At 47.6% G+C, this 15,443-nt stretch carries 14 protein-coding genes; 10 read left to right on the forward strand and 4 right to left on the reverse strand.

The genetic code is table 11. The annotated features are described in order from the left end of the window. Nucleotides 1-118: 118 nt before the first annotated feature. On the reverse strand, nucleotides 119-1,438 hold the full coding sequence (locus tag J9B83_RS10850; protein ID WP_211536766.1) for an ABC transporter substrate-binding protein: 1,320 nt from the start codon (nucleotides 1,436-1,438) through the stop codon (nucleotides 119-121). 323 nt (nucleotides 1,439-1,761) lie between these two features. Between J9B83_RS10850 and J9B83_RS10855 the strand changes: the two genes are divergently transcribed. Continuing rightward, the gene (locus tag J9B83_RS10855; RefSeq protein WP_211536767.1) at nucleotides 1,762-2,037 is read left to right on the forward strand and encodes an FAD assembly factor SdhE; all 276 of its coding nucleotides are present in this window, start codon (nucleotides 1,762-1,764) and stop codon (nucleotides 2,035-2,037) included. After that, on the forward strand, nucleotides 2,009-2,449 hold the full coding sequence (locus J9B83_RS10860; RefSeq protein WP_211536768.1) for a hypothetical protein: 441 nt from the start codon (nucleotides 2,009-2,011) through the stop codon (nucleotides 2,447-2,449). The genes J9B83_RS10855 and J9B83_RS10860 overlap by 29 nt, the downstream gene beginning before the upstream one ends. An 8-nt stretch (nucleotides 2,450-2,457) precedes the next feature. Here the strand turns inward: J9B83_RS10860 and nadB are convergent, their stop codons facing one another. After that, nucleotides 2,458-4,053 carry an L-aspartate oxidase gene (gene nadB, locus J9B83_RS10865; RefSeq protein WP_211536769.1) on the reverse strand — a complete coding sequence of 532 codons (1,596 nt, stop codon included), beginning with the start codon at nucleotides 4,051-4,053 and terminating at the stop codon, nucleotides 2,458-2,460. Between the two features lie 232 nt (nucleotides 4,054-4,285). Between nadB and rpoE the strand changes: the two genes are divergently transcribed. From rpoE to J9B83_RS10890, 5 genes are read left to right on the forward strand one after another with little or no spacing between them, the layout of a single operon-like run. After that, nucleotides 4,286-4,873, forward strand: a complete 588-nt coding sequence (gene rpoE / locus J9B83_RS10870) for an RNA polymerase sigma factor RpoE (RefSeq protein ID WP_211536770.1) — start codon at nucleotides 4,286-4,288, stop codon at nucleotides 4,871-4,873. Nucleotides 4,874-4,875: 2 nt separating this feature from the next. Then, nucleotides 4,876-5,559, forward strand: a complete 684-nt coding sequence (locus J9B83_RS10875; protein ID WP_211536771.1) for a sigma-E factor negative regulatory protein — start codon at nucleotides 4,876-4,878, stop codon at nucleotides 5,557-5,559. 3 nt (nucleotides 5,560-5,562) lie between these two features. Continuing rightward, nucleotides 5,563-6,534: a MucB/RseB C-terminal domain-containing protein gene (locus tag J9B83_RS10880; RefSeq protein WP_211536772.1), complete on the forward strand. Its 972-nt coding sequence runs from the start codon at nucleotides 5,563-5,565 to the stop codon at nucleotides 6,532-6,534. Beyond that, nucleotides 6,527-6,991, forward strand: coding sequence for a SoxR reducing system RseC family protein (locus J9B83_RS10885; RefSeq protein ID WP_211536773.1), 465 nt, complete (start codon nucleotides 6,527-6,529; stop codon nucleotides 6,989-6,991). The genes J9B83_RS10880 and J9B83_RS10885 overlap by 8 nt, the downstream gene beginning before the upstream one ends. A gap of 60 nt (nucleotides 6,992-7,051) precedes the next feature. Next, entirely contained in the window at nucleotides 7,052-8,458 is a 1,407-nt protein-coding gene (locus J9B83_RS10890) for a DegQ family serine endoprotease (RefSeq protein WP_211536774.1), read from the forward strand. 115 nt (nucleotides 8,459-8,573) lie between these two features. Here J9B83_RS10890 and argA read toward each other — a convergent pair whose 3' ends face one another. After that, nucleotides 8,574-9,896, reverse strand: a complete 1,323-nt coding sequence (gene argA, locus J9B83_RS10895) for an amino-acid N-acetyltransferase (RefSeq protein ID WP_211536775.1) — start codon at nucleotides 9,894-9,896, stop codon at nucleotides 8,574-8,576. After that, nucleotides 9,893-11,062 carry an acetylornithine deacetylase gene (argE, locus tag J9B83_RS10900; protein ID WP_211536776.1) on the reverse strand — a complete coding sequence of 390 codons (1,170 nt, stop codon included), beginning with the start codon at nucleotides 11,060-11,062 and terminating at the stop codon, nucleotides 9,893-9,895. The genes argA and argE overlap by 4 nt, the downstream gene beginning before the upstream one ends. A 146-nt stretch (nucleotides 11,063-11,208) precedes the next feature. Here argE and J9B83_RS10905 point away from each other — a divergent pair, with 146 nt between their 5' ends. From J9B83_RS10905 to J9B83_RS10915, 3 genes are all read left to right on the forward strand, one after another. Further along, complete coding sequence (locus tag J9B83_RS10905) at nucleotides 11,209-12,156, forward strand: CYTH domain-containing protein (RefSeq protein ID WP_211536777.1); 948 nt, start codon at nucleotides 11,209-11,211, stop codon at nucleotides 12,154-12,156. Between the two features lie 11 nt (nucleotides 12,157-12,167). Continuing rightward, entirely contained in the window at nucleotides 12,168-15,128 is a 2,961-nt protein-coding gene (gene glnE / locus J9B83_RS10910) for a bifunctional [glutamate--ammonia ligase]-adenylyl-L-tyrosine phosphorylase/[glutamate--ammonia-ligase] adenylyltransferase (RefSeq protein ID WP_236037254.1), read from the forward strand. Nucleotides 15,129-15,229: 101 nt separating this feature from the next. Continuing rightward, a complete protein-coding gene (locus tag J9B83_RS10915; protein WP_211536778.1) occupies nucleotides 15,230-15,439 on the forward strand; it encodes a hypothetical protein in 210 nt (69 codons plus the stop codon). Nucleotides 15,440-15,443: the final 4 nt, after the last annotated feature.

Below are 15,443 nucleotides of genomic sequence, written 5' to 3' on the forward strand. Positions count from 1 at the left end.
ATAAGCAGAAATGTTCACCCTGAAGGCGGGTGAAGAGAATAGGAATAGGGCTTAGGCCCTATTCCTTAGTTCAGTCATGATGTTAGTGGCGAACCACTAATCATACTTGACCAGTAGCCTAGTAGTATCCAGCACGACGCATTTGACGATCAGCTGACGTGTTCGCTGATTTCAATGCTTGCTCAACGGTCATGGAACCGGCTAGTGAACCAGAAATCATTTGACCTGTTGTGGTACCAATCGCTTGGAACTCAGGGATAGCAGCAAACTGAACACCAACATAAGGGGATGGTTTAAGTGTGCTGTCGTTTGGATTTGCAGAATTGATGGCTTTTAGCTCAGCATCAGCAAATACAGCGGCTTCTTGGAATTTAGGGTTAGCGTAAGTGCTTGTACGAGTACCTGTTGGTACGGCTGCCCAGCCATTTGTATTACCCACAAGCTGAATGTATTCTTTTGATGTTGCCCAACGAACAAACTTCTGCGCCGCTTCGGCGTTTTTAGTGGCCGCTGGAATGCCTAGAGACCAAGCCCATAGCCAGTTTGCGCCTTTTTCTGTGACAGAAATAGGAGACTGAGCGAAGCCAACTTGATCGGCTACTTTACTTTGTTTAGGGTCGGTTACGAAAGACGCTGCGATGGTAGCATCAATCCACATGCCACATTTGCCTTCGTTAAACAACGCTAGACTTTCGTTGAAGCTGTTACTGCTTGAGCCTGGAGGGCCATATTTAGTAAGCAAATCAACGTAGAAGTTAACCGCATTGCTCCATTCAGCCGATTCTAGCTGAGGCTTCCAGTTTTCATCAAACCAGCGTGCACCAAAGGAGTTTGCCATGGTCGTCATTAACGCCATGTTATCACCCCAGCCAGCTTTACCACGCAAACAAATGCCGTAAATGCCTTTGCTCGGGTCGTTTACGGCAGCAGCAACATCGCGAATATGTTCCCAACTATCACGGTCGTTTACTTCCATACCGGCTGCTTTCACAAGATCTTTACGGTACATCACCATAGAGCTTTCGCCATAGAAAGGCGCTGCATACATGGTGCCGTCATAGGATAGGCCATCGCGAATGGAAGGTAGGATATCTTGTGCGTCGTAGTTACCACTAGTATCAACCGCTTGTAACCAACCGCGTTGACCCCAGATAGGTGCTTCGTACATACCGATGGTCATTACATCGTACAGACCACTTTTGTTAGCAATGTCTTGTGTGACGTTTTGACGCAATACGCTTTCTTCTAAGGTTACCCATTTGACTTTAATGTCTGGATTGGCTTTTTCGAAGGCAGGTGTTAGTTTTTGCATTTCAATCATGTGACCGTTGTTTACGGTTGCCACTGTGATTTCAGTTGCCGCAAAGGCAGAGAAGGCCGTCATTGATGCAGCAACAGATACTGCACAGGCTAGAGTGTTCTTAGTAAGGCGTTTCATAGGTTTTCCCCGTTTTGGAGTGTCTTTGTTTTTATAGTGGTACCTAACTCTTGATAGTCTCGTATCAAGTCTTAAGTAATATAGACTATGTCATAATTGACACGTTAATACATAAATAGCCGATACTTGTACTATTTTGTTTTGTTTTCAGGAAAATGCTGCAAAAACAGTCAATATAATATCCGTTTAAAGTGATGATGTGCCGGTATCTCTTTGTCAAATAAGGGGTTTATTTGATAAATGTCACAGAATCACTGGGGGCTGTCCTCGTTTTCCCTAAGAAAATGACTATAATGTCAAAAATCTATCAGAAGGATAAAATCATGAGCGAAACATCGGATTCATTGAGCTTTAAGCGCCTCAAATGGCAATGTCGTCGTGGAATGTTAGAGTTAGATGTCTTATTAGAGCCGTTTTTAGACGAAATCTATTTAACATTGGATGATGAAGACAAAGCGCGTTTTCACGAGCTGATTAAATGTGAAGATCAGGAAATGTTCCCTTGGTTTATGCAAAAAGAAATACCGGAGAACCCTGATCTTGCGCGAATCGTAACTATTATTGTGAACCGTGTTCAGCCTGAAAGCTACGGAGCTTAAACGCTCGACGATCAGCACCGCAGTGTGGCTGATGGTCACTCTGTGCTATTTGGCCCTGCTGAAACTCTTTTGGATGCCTACCATTTGGTGGGCATTGCTTTTATTGGCTGTGGCAATAGTGTGGTTGGCTGTTGGAGTGATTGGGTGGCGTCAACCGGCTGTTACTTTGAGTCTACATGAAGATAACGCCATCTTGTGCCGCGGTTCGCAGTGTCAGTCATTGATTTTTGTTCGATTCAACGCTCTGCAACTGATTGCCAAGATCAATCGAGGTTCGCGGTGGCAAGATCTTCTTTGGCCAAAATTCCAAGTGATTTATCGAGACAGTCTTTCGCCAGAAGACTATCAAATCGTCCGCTCTTTTGCGGCGCAACAAATTCTGTTGCACCGCAGTGAAGAAAATAAAGGTTAACACCTTGATTAATCGGTCAGCGGCGGAGCCAATATAGTCGGTGCGCTGCTGGTCAGCTTATCTGGGTAGTCCAAAGTAAAATGCAAACCACGACTTTCTTTACGCGACATGGCAGAACGAATAATCAAATCGGCCACCATGGCCAAATTACGCAATTCCAGCAGGTCGTTCGATACCTTGTAGTTAGCGTAAAACTCTTCGATCTCAGAAAGTAACAGGTCGACTCGATGTTTGGCACGAAGCAAGCGTTTATCGGTTCTTACTATGCCCACATAATCCCACATAAAGCGGCGCAGCTCTTGCCAGTTATGGGTAATAACCACGTCTTCGTCAGAGTCTTTAACCTGACTTTCATCCCAATCTGGAATCTGTATATCGTCATTGGGCGTTGTGTGACTCGTGATATGACGGGCCGCTGAGCGAGCGAATACAATGCACTCCAGTAAGGAATTGCTGGCTAAGCGATTGGCGCCATGCAAGCCGGTATAGGCGGTTTCACCAATGGCGTACAAGTTATCCACATCGGTTACACTGTGCTTGTTCACTAGCACACCGCCGCAGGTATAGTGTGCAGCAGGAACCACAGGAATCGGGCCTTTGGTCATATCGTGGCCGTATTCTAAGCAGCGTTTATAAATAGTGGGAAAGTGCTCTTTGATAAATTCGGGGTCTTTGTGTGAAATGTCTAACAACACATGATGAATACCAAGACGCTTCATTTCATGGTCAATGGCGCGGGCGACAATGTCTCGCGGTGCCAGTTCTTTGCGTTTATCAAACTGAGACATGAAACGAGTACCGTCAGGCAATAACAGTTTGCCGCCTTCACCACGCACAGCCTCAGAAATCAAAAAGGTCTTGGCTTTGGCGTCGTATAAACACGTTGGATGGAACTGATTGAATTCCATATTGGCCACACGACAGCCTGCGCGCCACGCCATGGCAATACCGTCACCTGATGCCGTATCTGGGTTGCTGGTATAAAGGTAAACCTTACTGCTGCCGCCACAAGCCAATGAAATAAATCGGCCATGGAAGACTTCGATCACATCGTCGTCCAAATTTAACGCGTATACACCGACCGCTCGGCTAGGTCCTTCTATGCCCAGCTTGCTGGTGGTAATCACATCGATCGCCACACGATCAGGAAAGAATTCAATGTTTGGGTGATTAGTGGCGTTTTTGATCAATGTTTTAGAAATGGCTAAGCCGGTAGCATCTGCACTGTGAATAATGCGTCTATGGCTATGGCCGCCTTCTTTTGTTAAGTGGTAGGCATCGTCTTCGCCGTAGCGAGTGAAGGGAACCCCTTGATCGATAAGCCAATCGATACTCTCTTTTGAATGCTCAACAGTAAAGCGAATCGCTTCAGGGTCGCCCAATTCGACGCCAGCGTCTATGGTGTCATTAATGTGAGAGTCTATGGTGTCGGTATCAGATAAAACAGCAGCCACACCACCTTGAGCATACAGGGTGGACCCTTCTCGAATATCCGCCTTGGTCAAAATCGCCACGCGATGCTGATCAGCCAGTTCCAACGCCAGCGTAAGGCCGGCGGCCCCTGCGCCAATAATAACGATATCGTGTTTGTAGTGTCGGCTCATATTATTGATCTAATTATGACTAAAAAAATAATGGTACTATTGTTATCAGTAAATAGTGAATACTTTCTGAAGTCGCCTTTTGAAAATTCATCATACTTTCTATTTTTAACGCTGGGCTTTGCTTCTACAAAGAGGGATTGTCGGCATAAAATGGGAACTCGTCGAGATGGATGCTGTCTTCTCCTGTAATCAGCAGAGGCGCATTCAAATATGGTTTTTATATGAGGTGCTTATGCAGCACGACACGTCTTCTGATCAGGCGTTAGTTGAAAAAGTACAGCAGGGCGATAAACGAGCATTTGATTTGCTCGTTATCAAATACCAATACAAGGTCATTGGCTTAATCGGGCGTTATATTCAAGATAGAAGCGAAGTACTGGACGTGGCACAAGACAGTTTTATCAAAGCGTATCGCGCGATAGGCAGTTTTCGAGGTGACAGTGCTTTTTATACTTGGTTGTATCGCATCGCAGTCAATACAGCAAAAAATTACCTAGTAAGTCGCTCTCGTCGCCCTCCAGAATCTGATGTTGAATTGGACAATGAAGAAGTGTTTAGCGTGTACGAAGCCTTAGCTAACATAGATACGCCGGAAGCCAAATTAAATAGCGAACGTCTTGAAAAAGCGATTCATTATGCCATTCAAAATTTGCCCGAAGAGTTGCGCAGTGCGCTGACACTTCGTGAATTTGACGGGTTAAGCTACGAAGACATCGCGTTGATCATGGACTGTCCTGTCGGGACGGTTCGTTCACGTATTTTTCGCGGCCGTGAGGCGGTAGAAAAACACATACGTCCTTTAATGGACGGAGGAGAATAGCCATGGCAGAGTTAAACGATCGCTTTACAGATCAACAAGACGATGAAAAACGCCGCGCTCCCAATTCCCTGCTAAGTTTCTCCGCTATGTTAGACGGTGAAGCCACAGAGCAAGACATAGAGCAACTATTGCAAATGGACAGTGCCGAGCTGGCGACTCAGGCAGAGGGTTTTCATTTGATTCAGCAAGTGATGCACAAGGAAGCGGATATGTCCGTCGGTCTTGAGGGTCACTTTATGGAACGAGTTCGAGCCGGAATCGACGCCGAAGACGATGCTGATTTAAATGTCAATAACATGGATAGCAAGGTGCTGAACTTTACCGCTCCCGTCAAAGTAGACAGTACGTTTGACATCGAAACAAACGCGACTCATGCCAAGCGAACAGATTGGCGCATGATGCTGTCAGGTATGGCGGTAGCCGCCAGTGTGACCTTCGTTATTATGGTGGGAAGTAATCAGCTGTTAGCGCCAAACAGTTCTTCGGCACACTTACTTGCAGAAGTACGTTTGCCGGCTCAACAGAACGCATTAGCACCACTTGATAAATTGGATAGAGATGTTTTGCAAATTGATGATGTGCGATTGCAGCATTACCTTCGACAACACGCTGAACAAGCAGCAATGACAGTCGGGCAAGGCATGATCCCCATGGCCAGAGTCGTTAGCTACCCAATTAAAGAGTAATCTATGAAAGTAAACTTGCCACTGCGCATTTTTTGCCTGTTGTTATGTTGTATAGGCGCTAACGTCGTAAAAGCCGACACCAGTGAGGCAGAAGCGCTGAACCTATTGAGAAACATGACGCAATCCTTTTCGACATTGAGCTACGATGGCGTATTTGTCCATTCTGAAGCCTTAAATATGAACAGTATGCGTATTAGACATGACCTAATGGCGGGAGTGGAATACGAAAGCTTGGAAGATTTGGACGGTGACAAGGTCGAGGTGCTACGCATTCAGGATAACGTGATTTCTGTCTATCCCAATGCATTGTTGACGAACCGTCGAACCCCATTGCCGCCGATGTTTAATCGTTTTAAAAATGTTGAGAGCGAACGTTTACTAAAAGGCTATGACATGATTGTTGAGCCAAAAACCAGCCGAATTGCGGGGCGTGACGCTGTGTCGGTGAGGCTAGTGCCAAGAGATAATTATCGATACGGACATCAGTTTTGGCTCGATAAAGACAATCACTTTTTACTCAAGCACGACATGATGAAAACCGATGGCCAGTTGCTAGAGCGCATACAATTTACTTCGGTTAATTTCGACCCAGACTTGAAACAAGAAGACTTTGTCCCCAAAAAAGACAGTTATTCTGAGCCTGTCTTAGATGCTCAGCCAAGAAGAGTCAAAAATCTATGGCAGTTCGATTGGTTGCCAGACGGTTTTGCATTGGTTTGGCCCGAAGCACGCTCCTTGGATGAGGGTACGAGCATGTTACTTTTATCTGACGGTATGACAAGCGTGTCGGTGTTTGTTGAACCGACCATGAAAGCGAAAAAGCTGTCTATTCTAGACATGGGGGCCACCATTGCGGGCGAGCGCAGTATAAATGTGAACGAACACTTGTATTTATTGACCATGGTCGGCGAAGTACCAGAGCCTACCATCGAAAGATTGATGATGGCGATTGTGCCAAGGGTTGATCATGATTGAAGAAACGGGACAAGTGTTGTCTGTTGAGGATGGCTTTGCCGATGTAGAAACCATACGTACCAGCAGCTGCACGGCGTGTCGTGCTCGCCATGGTTGTGGTCATCATGCTATCGCACAAGTGTCTTCTGCCAATCGAATGCGCATGAAAGCCATTGACCCTTTGGCAGTGGAAGTAGGCCAAAGGGTAGTGGTGGGTATTCCTGAAGATACCTTGTTGCAAGCCTCTGTGTGGATGTACATGATTCCCTTGCTTGGGTTGGTATTGGGCGCTGTTTTCCCTTCACTATGGAGTGGTGGCTCAGAAATAGCCGTGTTGTTTTCGGTCGTGGGCTTTGCTGGTGGCTTATTATTGGCAAAACGAAAGTCCCAGCATGAAATGAATAATTTGGATTATTACCCTAAAATTTTAAGAATTGAATCGCTTGAGAATCGTATACCCTTAGTGGTGACGCCTTAAGTTTCACCTGTCTTCACCTGGCACTGTAATGAGTTTGATATGTCTTAAGGAGACCAATCAATGAACAGATTGCTTAAACACGTTAGCGTCGTGGTTGTTAGTACATTTATGATGACTTCCATGCTAACTCATGCGGCGTCTTTACCTGACTTTACCGAGTTAGTCGAAGAAGCTTCCCCAGCGGTTGTGAACATCAGCACCGAACAAGCGGTGGCCACAAAAGCGTCCAAAGGCGGTCAGCAATTAGGGCCAAACAGCGAAGAGCTAAACGAATTCTTTAAGCACTTTTTCGGACAAGAGCCTTTTGGCAAACAAGCGCCTCAACAGCAAAACCAACGCAGCTCTCTCGGCTCGGGTTTTATTGTATCTAAAGACGGTTATGTGCTGACTAATAATCATGTGATTGACGGCGCAGATATCATTCATGTGCGATTAAGTGACCGACGCGAATACTTAGCCGAACTAGTGGGCACCGATGCCAGAACCGATTTGGCTTTGCTGAAAATTGATGCGGATAACCTTCCTATTGTAAAAATGGGCGATTCCGACAAACTGAAACCGGGTCAGTGGGTGCTCGCGATCGGCTCACCGTTTGGTTTTGATTACACGGTGACGGCGGGTATTGTCAGTGCTACCGGGCGTAATTTACCGTCTGATAATTACGTGCCATTCATACAAACGGATGTGGCTATTAATCCGGGTAACTCGGGTGGTCCCTTGTTTAACCTAGACGGTGAAGTTGTGGGTATTAACTCACAAATCTACACTCGCTCAGGTGGATTTATGGGCGTCTCTTTTGCGATCCCCTCCGAAGTTGCCATGTCTGTGGTAGATCAACTCAAGAGTGATGGCAAGGTGTCTAGAGCTTGGTTGGGCGTACTGATTCAAGACGTCAGCAACGAACTGGCTGAATCTTTCGGTCTAGATCGTTCAAACGGTGCCTTGATCAGCCGTGTATTGCCTGATTCGCCTGCTGAAAAAGCGGGGCTTAAATCCGGCGACATTATCTTGTCTTTTAATGGTGATTTAATCGCGCATTCCGGTGAATTGCCTTACATTGTTGGGCAAATGAAAGCCGGCGATAAGGTGAATGCCAAGGTTTATCGAGATGGCAGAGAACAAACCATCGCGGTGACGTTAGAAGGCCGACCAAACGATACTCAGACCCTTGCGCAAACGCAGCAAGATCAAAATCGCCTTGGCATGATTGTGGGTGAATTACCTGCCGATATGGCGAAAAACTTCGACATCGATAACGGCGTAGTGATCGAACAGGTATTGGGTGGCACAGCAGCACGTAATGGCTTACAGCAAGGTGATGTGATTACCATGCTAAATGGCAAACGTATCGAAAGTGTTGCCGACTTTACCGCGACGGCTAAGGCCATTCCAAACGATAGATCTGTGCCAATGCGTGTGATTCGTCAGGGTTACCCTATGTTTATTCCCTTCAAAATAGTGGAATAACTCAGCGGTAAATTGAACCAGATGATTCGTTAAAAAAGAAAAGGCGACCCAAGGGTCGCCTTTTTCATGCTTATCTTTGCTGAGTAAATAACTTAGTCGATTCTTTTCTTAGCTATTAAAGTGCTTTAGAGAAGATTTTCGAGTTTCGTTGATAATTGTACAAAGCTTGTTTTTGTGTCGGCAAACTGGCTAACGTGGTTTCGCTAAAGCCGCGCTCGATAAACCAATGGGCGGTGCGTGTGGTCAACAAAAACAAGGTAGAAAGATGCTGTGTTTTGGCCGATTGTTCTATGCCTTTTAGCAAGCGTTCACCTCGGTTGGAGCCGCGATAATCTGGTGCTACGGCCAGACAGGCGAGTTCCCCAGAGTTTTCTTGTTCAAAAGGGTACAGAGCGGCACAGGCGACAATGGCACCGTCGCGTTCAATCACAATAAAACGATCAATTTCGTTTTCTAACAGTTCCCGAGAGCGTCTGACCAAGATGCCTTTCTCTTCCAGCGGTGACAACAGTGCCATCATGCCGCCCACATCGTCAATGTTGGCAGGGCGCAGCTTCTCGTAGCTGTCTTCGTCTATCATGGTGCCAGAGCCTTCACGGGTGAAGAGTTCTTGCAGTAAGCCGCCGTTTTCATTGTAAGAAATCAAGTGTGCCCGAGGAACACCGCGACGCACCGCTTGCACGCAGGCGTCTAATGCCGCATGGGTAATGGTCGACAAGGACTTTTCTTTCAAAATCGCTTCGGCGTCTTTAGTAAGAAGTTCCGAATACAGCTCGCCTTGAGAATTAAAAACCCCTTCTTCTTCGGCGTAAATCACCAACTTATCGGCTTTGAGTTGAATGGCCGCTTGAGTTGCAACGTCTTCGCTTTTTAAGTTGAACACTTCGCCAGTAGGGGAAAAACCCAAATGAGGTAAGAGCACCATGTTGTCGTCTTCAAGCAAACGAAAAATAGCCTCTGTGTCGATGCGTCGTACTTCGCCGGTGTGACCGTAATCAATTCCATCGACGACTCCCAACGGACGTGCGATAACGTAATTGCCGCTGCACACCTTGAGGCGAGCGCCATCCATAGGCGTATTAGACAACCCCATAGACAATCGCGCTTCGAGCTGAACTCGCACTGCCGCTGAGGCTTGGATCACGTCTAATAGTTGGTCTTGCGGGGTGACGCGATAATCGTCTTCGACTCGGCTTACAAGGTGTCGATTCGCCAGCATTCGTTGGATCTGTGGGCGGGCACCTTGCACCAACACTAGGCGAATACCTAATGAATCCAACAAGGCAAGATCGTGAATAATGCTGGAAAAATGCGCCGATTCGACGGCTTCGCCTGGGATCAAGATAACAAAGGTTTTTCCCCTATGGGCATTAATATAGGGGGAAGAATGGCGGAACCAATCCACATGGTTAAATTCTTCTGGCACGCTATTCCTCATTTTTTCACATCGTTTAATGGCAAACAAAACCGTTCGATTAGGCCGCGAATGACGGTTTGCATTGGTTGAATTTGGTCCAGCGCCATAAATTCATTGGGCTGGTGGGCTTGATCGATCGATCCTGGCCCTAAAATCAAGGTCTCCATTCCCATCTGATTGAGAAAAGACCCTTCCGTTGCAAACGCCACCGTACTGGCTTGGCGTTGGGTTAATGTTTCGCAAGCTTTAATGATATCCGATTCGACGGAGGTATAAAAAGATGGCACATCGGGAAACAGGCTGTTTAGTTGAATTTTTGTGCCGGTTTTGGCCTCAATGCTCGGCAAACGCTGGGCGATTTCACCCATCAGTGCTTTATTGCTCATGCCTGGTAAGGCTCTTAGGTCAAATTCGATTTCACAACGTCCGCAGATTCGGTTTGGATTATCACCGCCATGAATACAGCCAAAGTTCATGGTGGGGTAGTCTATGACAAAGCTGGCGTCTCGATACTGTGTTTTGAGCTGCTGACGAAACAGCATGAGTTCGCTCATCACATCGTGCATGGCGTCTAGGGCATTGTTACCCAAATCCGGGTTGGACGAATGGCCAGATTGCCCCGTGACTTGAATGCGCTCCATCATGATGCCTTTGTGCGCATGAATCGGCGTGAGCGAGGTGGGTTCGCCAATCAAGGCGTAGCGCGCTTTGAGCTTACCCGCGTCAACCAAAGCCCGAGCGCCCGACATGGAGCTTTCTTCGTCGGCGGTGGCGAGAATGATCAGCGGCTGTTGCACATTCGACAAGGCCATCTGCTGAACCGTATCGAGCACAATGGCGAAAAATCCCTTCATGTCACAGCTGCCTAAGCCGTACAATTTTTGGTCTCTTTCGTTTAGCTTAAATGGATCGGATTGCCAGCGGCCTTCATCGTAAGGCACGGTGTCTGTGTGCCCCGATAATACTAAACCACCGTCGCCAGTACCCAGTGTCGCGATCAGATTGAACTTGTTCGGCTGATCTGGCAAGGGCATGATCTCGCATCGAAATCCCAGTGTACTAAGCCAGTTTTCCAGTAATTCAATTACCCCTTTATTTGACTGATCCCAATGGGCTTGACTACAACTAATAGAAGGCGAGGCGATCAGTTGTGACATCATACTGATAAGAGAAGGAAGTGCAGGCATACATTAGCTCCGTGGCAGTGTTGTCTAATATTACTACTGTACGAGAGGCATCTGGTACACTTGCGCGCACATTATTTTTCCTTTGTGGTTCGAGCGATTTTTCTGAGTCGTGACGGAAGCGCAAAGGCTGTAGAGGTTTGTACAATATGGCGATTGAGCTAGAGCTTAAATTAATGATTCAACCCGAGTACCTGGCGTCTGCCGGTGCGTTTCTCGATAACATATGTGGCCAATCAACGGCCGACGACCACGCTCGCCAGCCTACGTTATCCTTGATGAATGCCTACTTTGACACTGAAGACGCCAACCTAATGCACGGCGGCGTGGCCATGCGTATCCGTGCCGTCAATGGCAAGTTTATTCAAACGGTAAAAACCCGCGGTAGCAGCCGTATTGGTATGCATGCCAGAGGGGAGTGGGAATGGCTGGTTCCCAGCGATCAGTTGGATTTATCCTTGTTAAACGAGGTTCCTTTGCCAGAGGCTCTGCAAGACAAGGCTTGGCAAGCGAACTTGATCGAAGTGTATCGAACCGATTTCGAACGACAAGTGTGGAATATATCAGCGGCCAACGCCAAAATGGAGGTGGTTTGCGATCACGGACTCGTGACCTCACCTTATGGAGAAGACCGCATTTGTGAGGTCGAATTGGAGCTGAAAAGCGGCGACGAAATGGGCTTGTACCAGTTCGCCATGCAGTTGGCCGAGCGTGTGCCGGTACAAGTGAGTGTGGTGTCCAAAGCGCAAAAAGGCGTGCGGCTAAAATACGGACACATCGACTTCCCTGATAAGCCCGAGTCCTCAGCTGAGGCGCTGCTCTTAGCGGCGTACTGGTACGAAGTCTGGTTGGTGTATTGGGAAGCCATGCACTTTATGCAAGACGATGTATTGAGCCAGCCATTACGACATTCTATGGCCAAACTAAAAGGCTATTTACCTGAAGAAATTGCTTCAAAACTTGCGACACTGGACGATGAGGTCGCTCTTGTTGTTGCGTCTGAAAACGAAGATGTATTGTCTCAGCTGGCCGGCATGAAGCAAGTGGGTATTGTTATGTTGGCTGTAGGCTTGTGGTTGAATAATAAAAATTTGTAAGGAAGACACCCTTGTTGACACCTCCGGAACTGAATCCTAATTACGCGATATTTTGTGAACACACCGACAGCCGCTCCTTGTCACTGGAGCAAATTCAGCAAGCTCGACAACGGCATGGCTTGGCGTTATTGCAGGCTGAACAAGTCGTCAAATTAGAACCTTTGTGGATACTGAGTGATTATTTACACCAACAATTCACCCGTTATCCTCACTGGTTGGATCAGGTACTGACGCTGACGTCACTGCCGGAACGACCTTGCAAGGCCGCCTTGCTGGCTGGCGAAGAGTCGTTTCATCACGAAGATCGTTTTTTTACTAGCAAAAACACCCCTGAAGATAGCCACACAGAAGCGCACAATAGCCTAGACGAAGCGGCGTTTTTGAAGCGCATACGCTTATATCGACAGTGGTGGATGGTGCGCCTAATTGCCTTGGATATTCAGCAACGATTGTCCTTAACCGAGCTGACACACAGATTGAGCGGCTTGGCTGATGCTTGCGTCAATGCCAGTGTGCAATGGAGCGAGCAGCACTACCGCAATCTATATGGTCAGGCGTTTGACAGCGAAGGGCAGCCACAATCTTTAATCGTTATTGGCATGGGGAAACTCGGCGGCAAGGAATTAAACCTATCGTCCGACATCGATTTGATTTTTGCCTTTCGCGAGCATGGCGATACCCAAGGGGGTAAAAAAAGCCTGTCGCACCAAGAATATTTCACCAAGCTCGGCCAAAAGCTGATTCAACATCTGGATCAAGTCACCGCCGACGGTTTTGCGTTTCGTGTTGACATGCGTTTGCGGCCGTTTGGTCAGTCTGGCGCCTTGGTGTTAAACATGGATTCGCTGGAAAACTACTATCAAGATCAAGGGCGAGATTGGGAGCGTTACGCCATGATAAAGGCCCGTGTTATGGCGGGCAGCGCCTTGGATATCCGCGAATTTGAAGCCCTGCGCAAACCCTTTGTGTACCGCAAATATTTAGACTTTGGCGCCATTGGTGCGCTGCGAGATCTAAAGCAAATGATCGCCAAAGAAGTGCGCCGTAAAGGCATTGAGCACAACATCAAGCTGGGCGAGGGCGGCATACGAGAAGTCGAATTCATTGTCCAAGCGTTGCAAATTCTACACGGCGGTCGAGACCAAGGTTTGCAAAACCAAGCCCTGCTTAAAGTCCTGCCTTACCTTGCTCAGCAAGATTATCTATCCGTCGACGAAGTAGACACGCTACGAGAAGCCTACCTGCTGCTGCGCCGCACAGAACATGCGCTGCAGGCGGTAAACGACGAACAAACCCAGCTGTTACCAGACGATAACACCGCACGCACTCGCATTGCTTTAATGGTCGGTTTTGCTTCTTGGGAAGCGTTAGACAAACGCTTATGGGAAGTGCGCAGCAGTGTGCACAACGCTTTTATTGCCTTAATCGACGATGGTAAGGAAAGCAGCGAAGAAGTGAAAAACCAAGAAACGTGGCGTTTATTGATCAAACATGCGGATGACAAAGACGCCATTTTAGACGCGATAGACGCCATTCCTTGGCAAGACCAAGACGCTATTATCGAGCGAATTTCTCAATTACTCGGCTCTCGAACCGTGGTGTTTATGCAACCCATAGGGCACGAGCGCTTAGCGATATTTTTGGCCGCCTTGATGGCCGAATTGGTCGACGAGGCGAAGCCAGATTTGGTGCTAGAACGGGTGTTTCCCATTCTAGAAGCCGTATTACGCCGTACCGCTTATTTGGTTTTACTGTGTGAAAATCAGACCGCGTTAACGCATTTGATTCGCCTATGCCGAGAAAGCATGTGGTTTACTGAGGCCATTTCCAGTACGCCGGCGTTGCTTGATGAATTGCTAGACGCCCACACGCTGTTTTTGCCACCAGACAAAACCATGTTGGCCGACGAATTGGCGCAGATTTTATTGCGACTGCCCGAAGAAGACGAAGAAGCCCACATGGACGCCATGCGCCGCTTTCGTCGTTCGATCATTTTGCGAATTGCCGCCTGTGACATCACTGGCATTCTTCCTGTGATGAAAGTGAGCGATCACTTAACTTGGCTGGCCGAGGTGCTGTTGGAAAAAGTCTTGCAGCAATCTTGGTTCTATTTGACCAAGAAGCACGGCTTTCCTGTGAGCCATGGCGAGGCCGCGTTGACGCCTCAGTTAGCGATTATCGGCTATGGCAAATCCGGCGGCTGGGAGCTGGGGTACGATTCCGATTTGGATCTGGTGTTTATCCACGATGCTCAGGCAAACGGCTACACAGATGGCAATCGCAGCATCGATAATCTGACTTTTTACACGCGCTTAGGTCAGCGATTGATTCACATGATCACCAGCTTTACCGCCGCAGGACGCTTGTACGAAGTGGACATGCGATTGCGACCATCTGGCAATTCAGGCTTATTGGTGTCGAGCCTGGACGCTTTCAAAGAATACCAGCAAAAAGAAGCCTGGGTCTGGGAGCATCAAGCGTTAACCCGTTCCCGTGGATTGGCCGGCGATGTACCTTTGTTGGCAAGGTTTGAAGCGTGTCGCAAAGACATCATTGCTTCGGTGCGCGATCGTCAGCAATTAAAAACCGATGTGATCAAGATGCGAGAAAAAATGCGTGCGCATTTGGACACCGGTGGCAAAGAAAAAGGCTTCGATTTGAAGCAGGGCGTGGGGGGCATCATCGACATCGAGTTTATGGTGCAGTATTTGGTGTTGGCCTGGTCGCACACATACCCAGAACTGATGCGCTTTTCTGACAACGTTCGACAGCTAGAAGCGGCGGCGTCTGTGGGCTTACTTAACCCAGAACAGGCAGAGAAAATGATCGATACTTATACCTTATATCGCTCTTTTGTTCATCGATTGAGCTTGCAGCAACAAGGACGGCTGATTCAAGGGGAGAGCTTGCTCGATAATCAAACTTTAGTAAGTCAGTATTGGGAGCATTTCGTCAGTAACGAGGCGATTTAACGAATTTGGCCGCTAGATTGGTTACAAAAAGGTGTTCGTAAAGTGACCAGTGGCGCGCTATACTTTGCTAAATGAATGAGTAAACGGATGGGAGGAAAATTATGCCGAGCATCAATGGAGCAGGTAGTTCTGCAATGGACTTCGCGAGCGAAGTATACAGCGCAAGTTTGGCGAAAAACGCTCAAGAGCAAGTCGGTCGACAAAATTTAGAACTTCTCGCTGAAGCGGCTAAAAACGTCACCCCTGCCGCGAGCAGTGGTTCGCATACGACGACCGATAACTTGGGTCAGAATATCAACATCAACGTGTGATGGC

The sequence above is a fragment of the Marinomonas vulgaris genome, assembly GCF_018145875.1.
In the GTDB taxonomy this organism is placed as follows: domain Bacteria; phylum Pseudomonadota; class Gammaproteobacteria; order Pseudomonadales; family Marinomonadaceae; genus Marinomonas; species Marinomonas vulgaris.

What these genes read in the sequence shown, in the direction of transcription:
- argA (WP_211536775.1), bottom strand. Translation starts at nt 9,896, where the DNA reads ATGAGGAATAGCGTGCCAGAAGAATTTAACCATGTGGATTGGTTCCGC.
- J9B83_RS10875 (WP_211536771.1), top strand. Translation starts at nt 4,876, where the DNA reads ATGGCAGAGTTAAACGATCGCTTTACAGATCAACAAGACGATGAAAAA.
- J9B83_RS10850 (WP_211536766.1), bottom strand. Translation starts at nt 1,438, where the DNA reads ATGAAACGCCTTACTAAGAACACTCTAGCCTGTGCAGTATCTGTTGCT.
- J9B83_RS10905 (WP_211536777.1), top strand. Translation starts at nt 11,209, where the DNA reads ATGGCGATTGAGCTAGAGCTTAAATTAATGATTCAACCCGAGTACCTG.
- J9B83_RS10855 (WP_211536767.1), top strand. Translation starts at nt 1,762, where the DNA reads ATGAGCGAAACATCGGATTCATTGAGCTTTAAGCGCCTCAAATGGCAA.
- J9B83_RS10885 (WP_211536773.1), top strand. Translation starts at nt 6,527, where the DNA reads ATGATTGAAGAAACGGGACAAGTGTTGTCTGTTGAGGATGGCTTTGCC.
- nadB (WP_211536769.1), bottom strand. Translation starts at nt 4,053, where the DNA reads ATGAGCCGACACTACAAACACGATATCGTTATTATTGGCGCAGGGGCC.
- argE (WP_211536776.1), bottom strand. Translation starts at nt 11,062, where the DNA reads ATGCCTGCACTTCCTTCTCTTATCAGTATGATGTCACAACTGATCGCC.
- J9B83_RS10880 (WP_211536772.1), top strand. Translation starts at nt 5,563, where the DNA reads ATGAAAGTAAACTTGCCACTGCGCATTTTTTGCCTGTTGTTATGTTGT.
- J9B83_RS10890 (WP_211536774.1), top strand. Translation starts at nt 7,052, where the DNA reads ATGAACAGATTGCTTAAACACGTTAGCGTCGTGGTTGTTAGTACATTT.
- rpoE (WP_211536770.1), top strand. Translation starts at nt 4,286, where the DNA reads ATGCAGCACGACACGTCTTCTGATCAGGCGTTAGTTGAAAAAGTACAG.
- J9B83_RS10915 (WP_211536778.1), top strand. Translation starts at nt 15,230, where the DNA reads ATGCCGAGCATCAATGGAGCAGGTAGTTCTGCAATGGACTTCGCGAGC.